This is a genomic window from Phaeodactylibacter xiamenensis (assembly GCF_965229835.1).
GTDB classification, from domain to species: Bacteria; Bacteroidota; Bacteroidia; order Chitinophagales; family Saprospiraceae; genus Phaeodactylibacter; species Phaeodactylibacter xiamenensis.
Genome location: NZ_OZ245931.1, coordinates 6,035,354 through 6,052,203 on the forward strand (window position 1 = coordinate 6,035,354; position 16,850 = coordinate 6,052,203).

The 16,850-nt window shown below is 52.7% G+C and carries 16 protein-coding genes and 1 other RNA gene; 12 read left to right on the forward strand and 5 right to left on the reverse strand.

Annotated elements, in window-relative coordinates; translation table 11 throughout:
- Nucleotides 1-81 precede the first annotated feature (81 nt).
- Complete coding sequence (locus ACO08I_RS22945; protein WP_421947220.1) at nt 82-930, reverse strand: MBL fold metallo-hydrolase; 849 nt, start codon at nt 928-930, stop codon at nt 82-84.
- 196 nt (nt 931-1,126) lie between these two features.
- The gene (locus ACO08I_RS22950; RefSeq protein ID WP_421947221.1) at nt 1,127-1,579 is read right to left on the reverse strand and encodes a 3-oxoacyl-ACP synthase; all 453 of its coding nucleotides are present in this window, start codon (nt 1,577-1,579) and stop codon (nt 1,127-1,129) included.
- 106 nt (nt 1,580-1,685) lie between these two features.
- Here ACO08I_RS22950 and ACO08I_RS22955 point away from each other — a divergent pair, with 106 nt between their 5' ends.
- Nucleotides 1,686-2,165: a c-type cytochrome gene (locus ACO08I_RS22955; protein WP_282779485.1), complete on the forward strand. Its 480-nt coding sequence runs from the start codon at nt 1,686-1,688 to the stop codon at nt 2,163-2,165.
- Between the two features lie 160 nt (nt 2,166-2,325).
- Here the strand turns inward: ACO08I_RS22955 and ACO08I_RS22960 are convergent, their stop codons facing one another.
- Both ACO08I_RS22960 and ssrA read right to left on the reverse strand, forming a co-directional pair.
- Nucleotides 2,326-2,925 (reverse strand): transferase hexapeptide repeat family protein, encoded by a 600-nt coding sequence (locus tag ACO08I_RS22960; RefSeq protein ID WP_044215915.1) that lies wholly within the window; start codon nt 2,923-2,925, stop codon nt 2,326-2,328.
- A 313-nt stretch (nt 2,926-3,238) separates the two neighbouring features.
- Nucleotides 3,239-3,595: a transfer-messenger RNA gene (ssrA, locus tag ACO08I_RS22965) on the reverse strand.
- Nucleotides 3,596-3,887: 292 nt separating this feature from the next.
- Between ssrA and ACO08I_RS22970 the strand changes: the two genes are divergently transcribed.
- From ACO08I_RS22970 to ACO08I_RS23000, 7 genes are all read left to right on the forward strand, one after another.
- Nucleotides 3,888-4,859, forward strand: coding sequence for a ketoacyl-ACP synthase III (locus ACO08I_RS22970; protein WP_421947222.1), 972 nt, complete (start codon nt 3,888-3,890; stop codon nt 4,857-4,859).
- Nucleotides 4,860-5,287: 428 nt separating this feature from the next.
- Nucleotides 5,288-6,364: a serine hydrolase domain-containing protein gene (locus tag ACO08I_RS22975; RefSeq protein WP_421947223.1), complete on the forward strand. Its 1,077-nt coding sequence runs from the start codon at nt 5,288-5,290 to the stop codon at nt 6,362-6,364.
- A 146-nt stretch (nt 6,365-6,510) separates the two neighbouring features.
- Nucleotides 6,511-6,726 carry a hypothetical protein gene (locus ACO08I_RS22980; RefSeq protein ID WP_421947224.1) on the forward strand — a complete coding sequence of 72 codons (216 nt, stop codon included), beginning with the start codon at nt 6,511-6,513 and terminating at the stop codon, nt 6,724-6,726.
- Between the two features lie 80 nt (nt 6,727-6,806).
- Nucleotides 6,807-7,931, forward strand: coding sequence for an IS701 family transposase (locus tag ACO08I_RS22985; protein ID WP_421946784.1), 1,125 nt, complete (start codon nt 6,807-6,809; stop codon nt 7,929-7,931).
- Between the two features lie 155 nt (nt 7,932-8,086).
- Nucleotides 8,087-8,503 carry a putative toxin-antitoxin system toxin component, PIN family gene (locus tag ACO08I_RS22990; RefSeq protein WP_282779477.1) on the forward strand — a complete coding sequence of 139 codons (417 nt, stop codon included), beginning with the start codon at nt 8,087-8,089 and terminating at the stop codon, nt 8,501-8,503.
- Between the two features lie 129 nt (nt 8,504-8,632).
- Nucleotides 8,633-9,094 carry a (2Fe-2S)-binding protein gene (locus ACO08I_RS22995; protein ID WP_044215911.1) on the forward strand — a complete coding sequence of 154 codons (462 nt, stop codon included), beginning with the start codon at nt 8,633-8,635 and terminating at the stop codon, nt 9,092-9,094.
- A gap of 91 nt (nt 9,095-9,185) precedes the next feature.
- A complete protein-coding gene (locus tag ACO08I_RS23000) occupies nt 9,186-11,381 on the forward strand; it encodes a molybdopterin cofactor-binding domain-containing protein (RefSeq protein WP_421947225.1) in 2,196 nt (731 codons plus the stop codon).
- Between the two features lie 152 nt (nt 11,382-11,533).
- Here the strand turns inward: ACO08I_RS23000 and ACO08I_RS23005 are convergent, their stop codons facing one another.
- Nucleotides 11,534-12,010 carry a retropepsin-like aspartic protease gene (locus ACO08I_RS23005; protein ID WP_282779473.1) on the reverse strand — a complete coding sequence of 159 codons (477 nt, stop codon included), beginning with the start codon at nt 12,008-12,010 and terminating at the stop codon, nt 11,534-11,536.
- A gap of 210 nt (nt 12,011-12,220) precedes the next feature.
- On the opposite strand from ACO08I_RS23005, the gene ACO08I_RS23010 reads away from it, so the two are divergent.
- The 4 genes from ACO08I_RS23010 (at nt 12,221) to ACO08I_RS23025 (ending at nt 16,844) form a co-directional block, all read left to right on the forward strand.
- Nucleotides 12,221-13,630 (forward strand): PLP-dependent aminotransferase family protein, encoded by a 1,410-nt coding sequence (locus ACO08I_RS23010; protein WP_421947226.1) that lies wholly within the window; start codon nt 12,221-12,223, stop codon nt 13,628-13,630.
- A 129-nt stretch (nt 13,631-13,759) separates the two neighbouring features.
- The gene (locus tag ACO08I_RS23015) at nt 13,760-14,227 is read left to right on the forward strand and encodes an OsmC family protein (protein WP_421947227.1); all 468 of its coding nucleotides are present in this window, start codon (nt 13,760-13,762) and stop codon (nt 14,225-14,227) included.
- Nucleotides 14,224-14,715 (forward strand): flavodoxin family protein, encoded by a 492-nt coding sequence (locus ACO08I_RS23020; protein ID WP_282779465.1) that lies wholly within the window; start codon nt 14,224-14,226, stop codon nt 14,713-14,715. The genes ACO08I_RS23015 and ACO08I_RS23020 overlap by 4 nt, the downstream gene beginning before the upstream one ends.
- 164 nt (nt 14,716-14,879) lie before the next feature.
- Nucleotides 14,880-16,844, forward strand: coding sequence for a YfbK domain-containing protein (locus ACO08I_RS23025; RefSeq protein ID WP_421947228.1), 1,965 nt, complete (start codon nt 14,880-14,882; stop codon nt 16,842-16,844).
- Nucleotides 16,845-16,850 lie beyond the last annotated feature (6 nt).

Genomic DNA, 16,850 nt, shown 5'->3' on the forward strand with positions numbered 1-16,850 from the left:
GGAACGCTTTTCCAGCATGGATGGACCTTACAGTAAAATTAGGCGGCTGTAGAAAACACCCGCCTAATAGCATTCAAAAGGCTACAACCCAAACCGCATCCCCTCCCGGCTGATCCCAAAACCAGCCTGTTCCACCTGCCGCTGTGCTGCACTGCCAGCTTGCAGCAAAGGATTGGAGTGGTTGAAGTGAATAAAATGAATGCGCCTGCGGATGCTGTCCGGTAAAGGGGCAAAGCGCTGCAGGCTTTCCTGTACAAAAGGGTGGGGGATTTCTGACATGTCCCGCCCGGGCAGCTCGGCTCCGGAGTAAAAAGTGGCATCAAGAAAAGCGAGGTCATGAACCTCTACCATGGAGTCGATGGGCACTTCCCAGCGGTCCCATTTGTCGATATCCGGCAGAAACATCAGCTGGCGGTTGGGGCCCTGCACGCTGAAGCCTACTGTTTCCGAAAATTCATCGCGGTGGGGCACCGGGAAAGGAGTGATGGTAAGGTTTGGGCTAAGTGCTACGGCTTGTCCTGCCTGCAGGGTGCGTAGTTCGATGTTGCCGAGGTCAGCAAGCTGACTCCACGGGCCGTTCTTCCGGAGAAAACTATCCATGCGGGGCATGACATACACGGGGACGCCTTGAGCGCCCATCACTTCCCTGCCCAGGTACATCAGACCAGTGTAATGGCCGATGTGGGCGTGGGTGAGCAGGATGCCTCCCAGTTCCAATCCCAGGCTGTCCCGGATGAACTGCAGCTGCTCCGGGAAGTCGGGCGTGGCGTCCAGCAGCCAGGCTTTGCCCGCTTGCCGGTCGCTGATGACCAGGCAGCTGACCATTCGCCTTTTTGCGGGATTGTCCCAGGCCGGGCGGCAGCAGGCTTTCTGGCAATTGGCTTGAGGGTAGCCGGCATCTTGTGCAATGCCTAAAACGGTTGCTTCCACTGCCGAAACGGGTTCATCAGAGGCGGGCTGAGGTGCTGAGCTTCCGCAACCACCAGATATTAGCAAAAAAGTGGGGCATAAAATGCAGAGAAACAGTTGTATTTTGATTTTTGGCACGGTATTTGAAGTTAGTAAGACAGGTTAAAAAATCATAAGGTCACGATTTGTAATTTGCCCGCCTTCGAGCGGGCTTTTTTTATGTTACGTCCAAAATTTCATCTTCCTGCCCGTTGAAGACGATCTTGTCCCCTTTCGATTTCCCAAGCATTTGCTGTGCGAGCGGTGCCTGAGTGGATATGCAGTAGAATACTGTTCCATCCACCATAGCTTTGCCCATGCTGACCGATAAAAAGTAGCAGCCATTTTGGGTACGCACAAGGCTTCCGGAACTAATGGTGGTGCCAATGTAAGCCGGAAGTTGCCGGAGCTGTTGCAACTGAAACTGCGCCTGATCGAGCTGCGCCATGACCTTGTCCTCTTCCATCTGCATCATCGCCCGACCGGTTTCGTACTTATCGCCGGCGCTGCTTTTGGTTTCGTTGTTGCGGGCTGCCTGAATGGTTTCCACAGACCGCTGCAGGGTGGTTATCCGGGCTTCCAATTGTGCCCGGCACTGATCAGTCAGGTTTTCTTTGATGGTCTTTCCCAATTTTTATCGGATTAAGTGGTGGTTGATGTAAATCATGGCTTGTTGAATTGCAAAGATTGCCAATGCTTTGTAAATTAATGGCAGACAAAACCAAATAAAATTCAAAATGAAACAACCAACCGTTCTGAATGCAGCCCTGAGATTATTAGCCCTCTGCGGACTCCCCTTGCTGTTGGCGCAGTGTGTCAATACCGCCGAAAAAAACGAGGCAGACACTTCACAGGAAGAGGCCGTAACAGAGGCTCCGGTCCACAAAGCGGCGGACCCCCTGGAGCGGGGCGAGGAGCTATACATTTCTTACTGTAAAATCTGCCACGGTGAAGAAGGTGTTGCCGGGCCCATGTCGGACTTGCTCAAAGTCACCCCTCCTGACTTGACTAAGATCGCTGCCCGTCGCAATGGCGAATATCCGGAGGCCCTGATCTTTGATATTGTCAAAGGCAACAAAGAGCTCAAGGGGCATGGTGGCGCTATGCCCGTTTGGGGCGAGACCTTCCGGGAATCTGAAAACCTGGAGACCGAAGCTGAAGTGGATGCGGAAATCCGTAAAGTGGTCGCTTACCTGAAAACGCTTCAGGAAAGTTAGAGATTGTTGGGGTTTTGCTTTTGGAGCGAACGCAGCCAAATTTTATTCTGATCAAGGCATGATGAGGGAACATCCGTACGGACGTGACCGAAGAATAACGAAGAGCAGGACAAAATTTGGCAAGAGCAGCCCGAAGTGTAAAATCCCAATAAGCTCTTTATTATTCTTCCCGTTTGATCGCCTCCCAGGTTGCGTACAACGCTTCCTGCCGGGGGCGGTCAGCCGGGATTTCCCGAAGGGGCTCAACCGGCTTCAGCGTGGCGTGGCAGTCGCCCGGCAGGGTCTGATACAGCTGTGTGCCTTTGGTCTTCCAGGCGATCATTTCGTCGCTTACGGTCTTGATGACTTTGCCCGGATTGCCCACCACCAGGCTGCGGGGCGGGATTGCTGCTTTAGCTTTCACGAAAGTGAGGGCCCCGATTATAGACTCCGCCCCGATGACGGCATTGTCCATGATGACGCTGTTCATGCCTACCATGCAGTTCCGGCCAATATGCGCTCCGTGGATAATGGCACCGTGCCCGATATGTGCCGATGCTTCCAGGCGCACCGTCACCCCAGGGAACATGTGGATGGTGCAGTTTTCCTGCACATTGCAGCCGTCTTCGATCACGATGCCGCCCCAGTCGCCCCGGATCGCTGCGCCGGGCCCGATATACACATCCCTGCCTATGATAACATTACCGGTCACAGCCGCCTGAGGGTGGACGAAAGCCGATTCGTGGACAACGGGAATGAAGCCTTTGAAAGCGTAGATCATGTAGTGGTTGAATTGGTTGTGGGTAAAAATAAAAAAAGGCTACCCTTCCGTAAAGAAGCGGTAGCCTTATTGTTGTGGAGACGGCGAGCAACTGTTTTTTAGCACTGCAAAAAGCAGTCCCTGATTGCTCAGGGTGTCGGACTATATCATCATCTCGGTGAGATGTCGGGCGCTGTGGGCTTACCGTAGTATCCCTAGTCTCTGCACCTTCCAGAATCTTCCTTCTGGCTTGGCTCAGGATGGCCTGCTTATGGAACAGGTTCCCCTGAATTCACCCGATTTTGCACCACGCATCGCTGCGTGGGCGACCCTCTGAGTCGAACTCGCGTCCAGCGAAAGCACTCATAAGCCTTCTACATGCTTAGTACCACATTGAGGTTTTCGAGCCTGGGGGAGGTCGCGGTACCCACCCATGACCAAGCCTTAGCTCCTTAATTTCGCAGTCTGTTCGGAGCAGGGCAGACCACTAGCCTAAAGGGTTGGTTGATATGCGGCACGCTGTGTATTAGGCGTCAAGCGTACGGCACAAAGGCTTTCTAAGACCTAGTCTTAGGCAGCCATGGCATACTGTGTATTGCCATGTAAAAGTGTTAATAGCCATTTGTTAACGGAGTGAACTATCGTGCTCCGGCATGCTTACTTACCAGTTTACTTCCCTGTCGATTCCAGTACGTCCCCATTCTGTAGCCAGGCTTGTTAAGCCTTGGCTGATTGTACTGAAGCGCCATCGGCACCATCAGCAGTTTTGACATTTTGTCATGGGAAAACTGAATCTTTCAGCTTTCAAAGAACTATACCCATAACATCTCAAAGCCTGCCATTAGTTCAATCGGTAGCAAAAAAAGTAAAAACTGACTATTCACCGCCAGACATTTTAAGCTTGTTAAATAGCGAATAAAATCTATTTTTGCACCGCAAAAAGACTTTAATAATCAGAGCCTCAGCCGATAACACCCTGATACATGCAAGCGAAAATTACGGCCATCGGTGCCTATGCACCAGAACAAATTATTGATAACCACTACTTTGAAGGCTTCATTGAGACCTCCGATGAATGGATTCAGTCCCGTACCGGCATAAAAACCCGCCACTTTGCCCGCCAAAATGAGTACACCGGAGACCTCAGCGAAAAAGCCGCCCTCAACCTGGCTAAAACCTACGGTAAAGACCTGAGCGATGTGGATTTTATCCTGCTCGCTACAGTATCCCATGACCACGTCATGCCCAGCGTGGCAGCAGTCTTACAGCACCGGCTGGGTATCCGGCAGGCAGGAGCGCTTGATATTGCAGCGGCTTGTGCAGGGTTCGGTTACGGCATTGCTTTAGCGAAAAGCATGGTAGAGTCCGGCATGCAGCGTAAAGTCCTCGTTATTGGAGCGGAAGTGCTTTCCAAGGTTATTGATTATTCTGACCGTACTTCCTGCATCCTGTTTGGTGACGGCGCCGGGGCGGTATTGGTGGAGGCATCGGAACAAGGCAACATAGGGGGCTGCATTGTGGGCGCTGAAGGCAGTGGCGGACAGGACCTCTACCTGTCCAATCAATCTACGATGATCAATGGCGAACCCATCAAAGCCAGCGGCAAAATTTACCAAAACGGCCGCAAGGTCTTCAAGTGGGCGGTCAACCGCATGACTGAACAGGCCAAAGTATTGCTGGAAAAGAACAACCTGACGATTGATGACATCGACTGGTTCGTACCCCACAGTGCCAATATGCGCATCATTGAGGCGATCTGCAAAGGCATCGGCCTGCCAGTGGAAAAAGCCCTTGAAAGCCTCTCCATCTATGGCAATACTTCCTCTGCTTCCATCCCACTGGCCCTGAACGAAGGCGTCAAAGCCGGCAAGGTCAAGAAAGGCGATAAAGTGATGCTGCTCGGCTTTGGTGGCGGGCTTTCCTATGCGGGGACTGTTGTGGAGTGGGGGGTGTAGATGTCTGTACCTTGCCAATTTAATCTTTTAGGTCTTAATCAACGGGCTTTTGATGATCGGAGGCTGTGGTGTGCTCACCGGGTGCACTACGTCCAGCCATTGCCGGGGGATTCACCCGGTGCGCTTTTAGTTGGCTCTTAGTCAGCACGCCCGGCGATGACTTCCGCAGGTGTACCCACTCCAACCAGATACCCTGCCTGTCATTGCCATAAGCCTGATTCACAACCGGCATCCTGTTCCTCTTTCACTGATTTTATCCCTGCCACCTCAAAGTTCGGATTTACCACACACGTTCAGGATTTCATTTCCGGACGATTGCCCGTGCAGTGCCCTGCATCTTTGTGCTGTTGTTAGTTTCAAATGATTTAGAAATCACCCGTTTTTAAGAAATCACCCACTTTTTACACCCGACAAAATTGAAGTCACCTATGAAAAACCTGTTTTTCTTTTTTCCAATCCTCCTGTCTATTGTCATTCTGTTTACTTCCTGCGAAGACGATGACATGATGGTGCCGACCCCGACCCCTTCTTACACCAATGCCCTGGACTATGCCCAAGCCTCCGGGTTTCAGGGCAGCATGCTGCTGCGCAAGGGCGATGAGGACCTCATCCGTCAGGGCTTTGGAGAGGCAAGGGCAGGGGAGGGCATCATGAATGCCACAGACACCAAATTCCGTATTGGCTCCATGTCTAAGGCATTCACCGTGCTGGGCATTTTACAACTGCAAAGAACAGGGCTGATCGAAAGCCTCGACCAAACCATCAGTGCATTTGCGCCCGATTTTCCCTACGGCAGTCAGATCACCCTGCGGCACCTTATGTCGCATACTTCCGGATTGCCGGACCACGTTGCGACCTTTGAAGAATTGTACGAGCAACAAAATGCCTTCCTCACACCAGAGGATATCGTGGATGCCTATACAGAGGCCTTACAGGAAGAAGAATTGCTCTTTGAGCCCGGTAGCAATTTCCACTATTGCAACGCCAATTACCTGCTTTTGGCCACACTTGTGGAAGCACTTTCAGGCCAGCCCTACCACGAGTACCTGCAATCTACCGCGCTGGAGTACCTGAATATGTCAGACACTTATCCCAGCGCCAACGACTTCGGCACCATAGGCGAAGCGGTGGGCTACCTTAACGGTGCACCGGTGGAGCCCTACCCCATGTCGGTTGCCTTCGGTGCGGGCGACTGGGCGAGTACGATAGGAGATATGGAAAAATGGGGCGATGCCTGGATGGGCGATTTGCTCACCGGCCTGGAGCAGGCAGCCGTCTTCCCTGCTCCCGCACAGGATGATGCCACCTCCATTGGGCTGGGCTGGTTTGCCATCCGTATACAAGGAGAGCTGGTTTATTTCCACGGCGGAGATGTGGACGGCTTCACTTCGCTCATTGCCTTGTTCCCTGAATCTAATGGGCTGTTCATTGCCCTGAGCAATCAGGAAGGGCAGCGCAGTACCCTTGACCATATGATGGAAACCTTCGCGATACAGGAGTTTTAAGCATTTTGGGATATGCCTGGCCCGCGCCTCAATGAGGTGCGGGCTTTTGCTTATGTCCCGGTCAATGAGGTCAACGATAGGAAGCCAAAGATGTTTATCTTGAAAGGATGGAAAAAAAGAACTAACTTGATCATAAATGATGGAAAATGAAAATATTAGATAAGCCATTAAGTAACCTCCAGATTGAGCTGCTTCAGTTGTACAGTCAGGATGTCAGTAACGAAGACCTCATTGCTATAAAGCGAATGCTTGCTATGTATTTTGCTGATAAAGCATCAGATGAGATGGATAAATTATGGACTGAAAAGGGCTGGACAAACGAAACAATGGATAATTGGCTAGAAGACAAAGAAGGATTATAACTGACCTTTCGCACGCGAAAGATTTGGAAAATTGATTAATAATGTTAGGGCAGTTATCTTGCAGCTCAAAGGAGCGCAAGATGAAAGACCCAAAGTTACTTGACTTGTATTCGGACTACCTGCTGGCATCGTTTCGCATGGCGACAGCCACCGGCTTGTCCGAGCTGACCGATCAGGCACTGAGCCATGACAAGATCAGCCGTTTTTTAGGGCAGGAAGCCTTCACGGCAAAAGACTATTGGCGTTGCATAAAGCCTTTGGTACGTAAAGTGGAGCACCCGGACGCGGTCATCAAGATAGATGACACGATCGAGGAGAAGCCGCACTCTACGGAGAATGAAGTGGTCACTTGGCACTGGGACCACTCCAAGAAGCCGAAAGCGGGGCACACCAAAGGGATCAACATCCTGAATTTCCTTTACCAGAGCCCACAGGGTATAGAGCTGCCTGTTGCTTTTGAGATCGTGCGCAAGTCGCAAGAATACGTGGATGCCAAAAGCGGGCAGGTAAAGAAGCGCAGCCCCCGCAGCAAGAACGAGATGCTGCGCGACCAGCTTTTTGCACTTGTCAAATACAACCGCGTGCCCTTCCGCTATGTGGTATGGGACACTTGGTTTGCTGCCAAGGAGAACTTCGAGTTCGTGCATTATGAGCTGGGCAAGCATTTCATCAGTGCCTTGAAGAGCAACCGCAAGGTCGCCCTTAGCATGGAAGACAAGCTGGAAGGCAAGTTCCACCGAGTCGACGGGCTAGAACTGCAAGCAGGCCAGGCCATTACTGTTTACCTCAAAGGGCTGGATTTCCAAGTCCAGTTGGTCAAGCAGGTCTTTATAAACCAAGACGGCTCAACTGGAGACTTGTACCTGGTCACCAACGATCTGGAGCTAAGCGGCCCAGCTATCTGCACAACCTACGGGACACGCTGGGGAGTGGAGGTATTCCACAAATCGCTCAAACAAAACGTGGGGCTGGAAAAGTCCCCCACCAAGCACGAGACATCCCAGTGCAACCATGTTTTTGCTGCCATGATTGCCTGGACTAAACTCGAACTGCTGGCTGCAAAAGAGCAGACCAACCACTTTGCCCTAAAAACCAAAATTTATGTCAATGCCCTCAGGGCGGCTTTTCAAGAGGTGCAAAGGCTCAAAGCCTATGTCCCTAAAATTGGACCGCCGGATGGGCTAGCCACCCCTCTTTTGGGGTAAGGCCTTGATTAACTTGTTCATGCGAGTGCTTTTTCAGTGCCATGCACTGAGTGGGCTTGCTGTGCCAAGCACCCTGAGTACTGCTAATTTTTTCAATTATCATAACCTTTCGCGTGCGAAAGGTCAGTTATAATAAGGATAATGACAAGTAATCAATGAGAGTCGTTCTTGACACGAATAGCCTGCTTGTAAGTATAGGGAGGCACTCCAAATACAGACCAATATTTGATTCGTTATTGAAGGGACGTATCCGGCTTTTGGTTTCTACAGAAATCCTAAATGAATACAGAGAAAAATTAGAAGAAAAAACTGGTCTTGCCGTAGCTGAAAACTTGTTGAATTTTATGGTTCGTTCTCCAGACGTAGAAAAAATTGAGGTCTACTTTAAATGGGCAATAATTACGCAAGATGAAGATGATAATAAGTTTGTGGACTGTGCACTAAATGGCCGAGCCCATTATCTTGTGACGGACGATAGGCATTTCAGGGTTCTCAAACAAATTGGCTTTCCTCCAATACAGGTTATTAGAACAAAGGATTTCCTGTTGGAACTTACGAAGTCAGATGAGTAGAAAGAAAACGGATAACTTATACTTGTTTTAGGGAGCTGCACAGGAAAGTTAACAACAAAAGCCCCTCCCGCCCACATCCATTCCGGCGTTTTTTCGTTACCTTACCAGTTGTAACCAAAACTCCTTCCAATGGCTAGCTTTACACTCCAAATTAACGGTAAACCTCAAACGGTAGAGGTAGCACCAGAGACACCACTGCTTTGGGTATTGCGCGACCATCTCCAAATGACCGGCACGAAGTACGGTTGTGGCATCGGTCAGTGTGGCGCTTGCACGGTTCATCTCAATGGCACTGCTATGCGATCCTGCTCCCTGCCTGTATCAGCGGTGGGAGACAAGTCCATCACCACCATCGAAGGCCTTTCCGAAAAAGGCGACCATCCGGTACAGCAGGCATGGCTCGAGCACGATGTGCCGCAGTGTGGTTATTGCCAGGCGGGCCAGATTATGACGGCCTCTGCCTTCCTCGCCAATACACCCAAGCCCACCGATGCGCAAATCGAAGCGGCTATGAACGGCAATCTCTGCCGGTGCGGTACCTACACCCGCGTAAAAGCAGCGGTCAAAACAGCTTCCGCTAAAATGGGCTAAGTGACGGAGAATCAAAATTGTATCATTTATTCCCGTCAAACTACTAAGCATTTGCGCCTTCAACCTTATTCCTAAATCGAACTTCTCAATTATGTCTACTATAAAAACTGCAGTTAACCGCAGATCCTTCCTGAAAGTCTCCGCTGCTGCCGGCGGCGGCATGCTCCTGGGCTTTGGCTGGCTGTCATCCTGCGCCCGCGAGCCCGAAACCGGACTGGAAATCCCGGAATCCTGGACCGATATCAACGCTTTTCTGAAAATCGGAGATAATGGCGTGGTGACCATCATGTCGCCCAATCCGGAAATCGGCCAGAATGTAAAGACCTCTATGCCCATGATCGTGGCTGAGGAACTTGATGTCGACTGGCAAAAAGTCGTGGTGGAACAGGCCGGGCTGGATACCGAAAAATTCACCCGTCAGGTGGCGGGCGGCAGCCAATCCATCCGTCAAAGCTGGAAAAGCCTCCGTACTGCCGGTGCTACCGCCCGGCGTATGCTTATGGAAGCAGCTGCCAAAGAATGGGACGTGCCTGTATCCGAACTGACCACTGAGCAGGGCACCATTCACCACAAAAGCAGCGGCAAATCCATTGGTTACGGTGCCGTGGCGACTGCAGCGGCTACCCTGGAAGTGCCCGAAGAGGTGGAACTAAAAGACCCTAAAGATTTCAAAATTATTGGCACCAGCCGTAAAAATGTGGATGCCCGCGAAATCGTGACCGGTAAGCCGCTCTTCGGACTGGATGTACAGAAAGAAGGCATGCGCATTGCCATGATTGCCCATCCGCCGGCTTTTGGGCAAAAGCTCAAATCGTTTAATGCGGAGGAGGTCCTCAATATGCCTGGCGTGGAGCAGGTCTTTGCCATTAATGCCGCACCGGAGGGGATCGAACTGCAGTGGTCGGATACCAACGCTTTCCCGGAACTGGTGGCTATTGTCGGCCGCTCTACCTGGGAGGTCATGCAGGCGAAGAAAGCCCTCAGCGTAGAGTGGGAAACCATAGAGTCTCCGGAGTCTTCCGCCGACCATGAAGCCGCCCTGTCTGAGCTCATGGACAAAGCCGCCGATGAGCCGGCACGCCGCGATGGTGATCCGGGCAAAGCTTTTCAGGGCGCTGCCAAAGTGATTGAGCGGACCTACGCCGCACCATTCCTGGCGCACAATACGCTGGAGCCAATGAATTTCTACGCCAATGTGACGGCTGACAAGGCTGAACTCGAGGGCCCTATCCAAACCCCGGCTTCCCTGCGCAAGACCGTAGCGGCGCTGTTGGGCATGGAAGAAGCACAGGTCTCCATAATGCTGACCCGGATGGGTGGTGGTTTTGGCCGGCGCCTGTACGGCAACTTTGGCTCTGAAGCCGCGCTGATTTCCCAAAAAGCCGGCGTACCGGTCAAGCTCGTGTACACCCGTGAGGATGATATGACGCAGGGCACCTACCGCCCGGCCTACAAAGTGAAGTACCGTGCGGCGCTCGATGCGGACAATAACCTGCTGGCCTTCCACGTGCGGGGGGCAGGGGTGCATGGCAGCCCGGTCTTTGAAAACCGTTTTCCTGCCGGTGCCGTAGCCCACTATCTGGCAGAGCACCACGACCTGGGCTCCAATATCTCCACCGGTGCCTGGCGGGCGCCCCGTTCCAACTTTATGGCCTACGCTGAGCAGGCGTTTATCGATGAGATAGCGGAAGTCACCGGGCAGGACCCCATTGATTTCCGTTTGCAGCTGTTTGAAAAAGCACAGCAGTCGCCGGTTGGGGAGAACAACGATTACGATGCCGCCCGCTATGCCGGCGTACTAAAGCTGGTGAAGGAGAAAGCAGGCTGGGGCAAGCCCACACCGGGCCTGCACCGGGGCGTTTCGGCCTACTACTGCCACAATAGCTACGTGGCACAGGTGGTAGATGTAGAGATGCAGGGGAGCACTCCCCGGATCAAAAAAGTATGGTGCGCGGTAGACTGCGGTATCGTGGTCAACCCCGATGCCGCCCGCAATCAGATTGAAGGGGGCATCGTCGATGGCATCGGGCATGCGATGTACAGCGCCATCACCTTAAAAAACGGTAGCCCAGAGCAGCAAAACTTTGACCGTTACCGGCTGATCCGTAACTCGGAGGCTCCACTGGAGATCGAAACCTTCTTTGTGGATAATGGTATTGATCCAACCGGACTGGGCGAACCCTCTCTGCCGCCCATTCAGTCGGCTCTGGCTAATGCCCTGTACCGGGCTACCGGGCAGCGCATCTACCGGCAGCCATTCGTTTCAGAGAATGAAGTACTGGGGTAACAAAACGGGCACCGGCGGGACCGGTGCCCTTCTACGAATTAAAACAAAAAATAAAACTCAGGCGTGTGGGGTACCATGCGCCTTTTTCTTTGAGCGGGGAGCGCAGGCGCATAGCATGGACCGCGCTCCCTTCAAACTCAAAATAGTATGCTTTACCGCCGGGTGAGCAATATCTGCGCCTGCTCGAAATCAAGGATAGCATGGTTGCGGTGAAAAAAATCCGCGCCCAGTATGCCCGATATCTTATACCGTTTGGGAAGCTTGAAATCCTGAAGCAGGCTCAGGTCTGTGGTATAGAACCGGCAACCCCGCAGCCGTTCGCCCTGATAAGATACCCGGATATTCGAGGTGACCATGAACCGTGCCGTTCCGCCCAGGCCGTAGATTTTGCCCTGCCCGTTTTCCGGGTGAAAGGCAAAGTCAAGCCTCTCTGCCTCCTGTTGGTCGATCAGAGAAATACCGGAACCGGTATCGACAAGGAAGTAGGCATTCTGCCCATTTACCTGCAGCTGGGTAAGCAGTACCCGCCTGACCTGGTCTAATGCCAGCCTGAGGGTGTCTTGCTGCCCCTTGAGTACGGCAGTGCTGCTAAACAGGAATAAGAGGAGAACGAGGAAAAGGTCTTTCATAGTCAATGAGTCTGATGGTGATGGGCACGAAATTACAGTCCTTCAGAAGCCCGGGAAATAGTCAGTTCGGCGCTTTTTGAGCATATCAGTTTCAAAAGCCCGGAAATACAGCGGTCACGGTAATACTGGAGGAGCAAAGCTTTAGGATCTGGACTGCACGATTTTTAGGCCTTCATTGTTAAATGGCAAAGATGATTTAACCTATTAGCTATGATCAGTGACAAACGATACCTCTACGAAGACATCTACCTGCAGATCAAAACCCATATTCAACACGGTAATTACCGCCCCGGGGACAAGCTCAAATCAGTCCGGGTGTTTAGCCGGGAATTGGGTGTGAGCCCGACTACGATTTTCAATGCCTATTACAAGCTGGAGGCAGAAGGGCTGATTACGGCCCGGCCCAAACAAGGCTATTTTGTACAGGAACAACTGCCAAAGGCGGCCCCCGGTAATGGGGACGGAAGCCGAGCGGTAGCTAAGAAATCCCTGATTCAGGAGGTGGTGGAAGCATCCCGGCAACCGGGGTTGATTGACTTTTCCACGGGTGTGCCTGGCCATGATCTGCTACCCGGAGACCGGATACATAAAAGCATCCGGAAGGCTTGTCAGGCGCACCCGGAAGTCTGTACCCGCTATCCAGACAGCCGTGGGTTGCCGGAGCTGCGCCGCAATATTTGCAAACTGGCGCTAAGCTGGGGGCGTGCTTTTCATGAGTCGGAGGTACTAATCACTGCAGGTTGTATGGAAGCCATGGCACTCAGCCTGCGCGCACTGACCCGGCCTGGAGATACCGTGGCCATAAGCGATCCGGCATACTTTGGTACCCTGCGCCTCATGGAAGTACTCGGGTTGAAGGTACTGCCACTGCCCTCCGGAGGCCCATTGGGAACCATGACGCATGTACTCCGGGAGGCGATGGCATCAGGGCGCGTCAAAGCAGTAGTGCTTATCCCCAATTTCAATAATCCCAACGGAGCGTTGCTTTCCACAGCGGACAAGGAAGCCATTGCCGGTATGGCCGCCAGGTATCAGGTGCCGGTGATTGAGGATGACATTTACGGTGAACTCTTTTACGAAGGCAACCGCCCGGTCAACATCAAAACTTTTGATAAGGAAGGGTGGGTGATTTACTGCAACTCGTTATCCAAAACTCTGACGCCGGGGCTGCGCATCGGCTGGGTAATTCCGGGGCGCTTTTACGAGGCCATATACGAACAGAAAATCGTTCATAACCTGTCGACGTCGGGCTTATCCCAGGCGGCGCTTTCGCACTTTCTGGCAAAAGGCCGCTACGATAGCCACATGCGCCGCTTACGCCGGGAGATGCGGATACGGGCGGCACAACATTTTAAGCTGGTTGAAGAGTATATGGGGGACGTGATTGATACCCATTTGCCGCCGGGTGGCTTGGTCGGTTGGCTGTCACTACGGAACGGCAAAGACGGGATGGAAATTTACCGGAAGGCCCGGGCAGCAGGCATAGGCATCGTTCCCGGTACGGTTTTTTCTCCAGGTGACCGGTACGATACCTTCCTGCGGATCAGCCTGGGGCTGCCCCTGACCGATGAACGTATATCGGCACTGGCGCAGCTTGGAAGGATCATCGGGGAGTATTGATCATATCGCCGGGTTTGTTTCTAAAATACAAACGAAATTTGAAACCACAACGATATTTCCGGTCTGGCCTGCCCGGTTTTTGCCGTACTGGTTGGGGCGATATAAGGGCTATGTTCTTAATTTTGGAGTATGAAAAAGCACCATTACCAACTCCACCTCCAATGGACCGGCAACACCGGCAGCGGTACCCGGAACTACACCGCCTATAGCCGGGATTACGAAATCAACGCGCCTGGCAAGCCCACCCTGTATGGCAGTGCTGACCCGGCATTCCGTGGCAACCCGGAACGCTACAACCCGGAGGAGATGCTCGTCGCTTCCCTTTCAGCCTGCCATAAGCTCTGGTACCTGCACCTGTGCGCCGAAGCGGGCATCACCGTCGTGGCTTATGAAGATGAGCCGTCAGGGCAAATGCTGCAAACGCCCGATGGAGGCGGGCATTTCGAATGGGTGGAGCTGCGCCCATTTGTGACCATTGTGGAAATCGCAAAACAGGAACAAGCGGAGGCACTGCACGAGTGGGCACATCAGCTCTGCTTTATTGCAAATTCCTGTAATTTCGAAGTGAGCTGTAAGGCAAAAATCCAGGTGCAATGAGAGGAGTGATCATCGTAGGCAGTGCGCGCCGGGATGGGGATACCGCCCGATTGGTCCAAATGCTGGCTCAATTGTCCGGCTGGCCAGTCATCGACCTTAATGATTACAACATCAGCCACTACGATTACGAGCATGCCAACCGGGAGGACGACTACCTGGAGTTGATGCGGGCGCTTATCGGGCAGTATGACCTGTTTTTGCTGGCTACTCCGGTGTATTGGTACGCCATGAGCGGTGTGATGAAAGTTTTCTTTGACCGGCTCACCGACCTGCTCACCATTGAGCAGGACCTGGGGCGGCAGCTCAGAGGTAAAGCTATGGCTGCCATTGCCGTTTCCATTGGCAATAATCTGGGGGAGGATTTCTGGCTGCCCTTTTCGAAGACCGCAGCATACCTGGGGATGGAATACCGGGGGCATCTGCATACCCTTGCTGATGAGCTCCGGGAGGAGGAGTTGAACCGGTTCTTAAATAGCTTAGGAAGCTGACGTATTGCGCTTTAGTTAGCTATTTAAAAAGTGTTTTTGTGTTCTTTCTGATTTTAGCAACCTGACATATGCCCACAATCCGGTTCGCGCCCGGCGGGGAATGCGGCTATCTTGGCACCAATTCCGGACGCAGTAAAGTTACTGTCCGGTGAAAATGATTAGCTATGAAAACAAAACTACCGGCCCTGCTGGCCCTTTGGGTGCTGGCCCTGCCCCTTTACGCTCAAACTTCTCTTTCCGGAAAGGTGACCGATGATACTGGTGAGCCGATTATTTTCGGTTCAGTAGCGCTTTATAAAAACGGTGTGCTCATCACCGGTACGGAAACCGACTTCGATGGCTATTACCACTTTGCCAGTCTTGATCCCGGCACCTACGCCGTCGAAACTTCCTACGTAGGGTATACGAAGCAACGTATCGAAAGGGTGCTCGTCTACGCAGGCAAAGCCAATAAGCTGGATATAGAAATGACTGCAGATGCGGTCAACCTGGATGAAGTAGTGGTGACCAGCTATAAAATTCCCTTGGTGGAGCAGGACAATTGCACGCAGGGAGCGACAATAGTCAGTGATCAAATAAGAAATTTGCCCACCCGCAACATCAACAGCCTTGCTGCAACAACTGCTGGCGTCTCGGGTGCCAAGGCTTCGAATGAATTGAAAATCCGCGGCTCCCGCAGCAATGCCACCGATTATTATGTGGATGGCATCCGGGTGCAGGGCAATGCCATCCCCGAACAAGCTCCAACAGCTGCCGGCGAAGGCTACGCCGAGATCGTGGAAAACGAGTTTATCGCTGCGGGAACAGAAGCCTTTTCCACCTTCTCCATCGACGTTGACAAAGCAGCCTACAGCAATGTCCGCCGGTTTATTGCAGCCGGGCAATTGCCTCCCGCTGATGCTGTGCGCACGGAAGAGCTCATCAATTACTTTGACTATGCCTACCCACTGCCGGAGACAGGCAATGCCTTCGCCGTGGAGACCGAGCTGGGTCCTTGCCCCTGGCAGGAAGGGCATCAGCTGCTGCACATTGGCATCAAGGGGTTTGAAGCGAGCCCGGTGGATGCACCCCCTGCCAACCTGGTTTTCCTGATCGATGTCTCTGGTTCTATGGGCAGCACTAACAAACTCCCACTTGTCAAGCAGGCCCTGGGATTGCTCACAGAAGAACTGAGGGCACAGGACCGGGTTTCCATCGTCACCTACGCCGGGGGCTTTCAGGTGGCACTGCTGCCTACCCCCGGCGACCAAAAGGAGCAGATCATGAACGTAGTCAATAAGCTGGGCGCCGGCGGAGGTACAGCCGGCGGCGCTGCTTTACACCGCGCCTACGAATTAGCCAGCCAGTACTTTCAGCCCAATGGCAGCAACCGGGTCATCCTGGCGACTGATGGCGATTTCAATGTCGGTATTTCCAGCCCGGAGGAACTGGAAGCCTTTATTGCTGAAAAGCGGGCCACAGGTATCTACCTCAGCGTGCTGGGCTTTGGTACCGGCAACTACAAAGATGACCGCCTGGAGATATTAGCCAATAAAGGCAATGGCAACTACGCCTACATCGACGGCATCAAGGAAGCTGAAAAAGTCCTGGTCACTGAGATGGCAGGCACTTTATTTGCGATTGCGAAGGATGTGAAGCTGCAGGTGGAGTTTGATTCTACTACCGTGCAGACGTACCGCCTCATCGGTTACGAAAATCGCCTGCTGGCAAAAGAAGACTTTGAAGACGATACCAAGGATGCCGGGGAACTCGGGGCCGGGCATACCGTAACAGCCCTGTACGAAATTGTGCCCCAACCGGGTGCGGAAGGCGAACCATTAGGCACGCTCCATCTCCGCTACAAAGAGCCGGCCGAGTCCCAGAGCCGCTACCTGAAACACGAATTGCCAGGCGATGCCCAACTGCTTGAACAAACCTCTGAAAACTTCCGCTTCGCTGCCGCAGTAGCTACTTATGCACATTGTCTGCGGGATTCCAAACATAAAGGGCTGGCTACCCTCAGCCTTGCCCGGGAACTGGCCGATCAGGCCCGTCAGGATGACCTGGAAAACTACCGGGCAGACTTTGTAGAACTGATCAAACAAACCGAAAACCTGACGGCACAGCTGGCAAAGGCCGGGCAGAAATAAACCTCC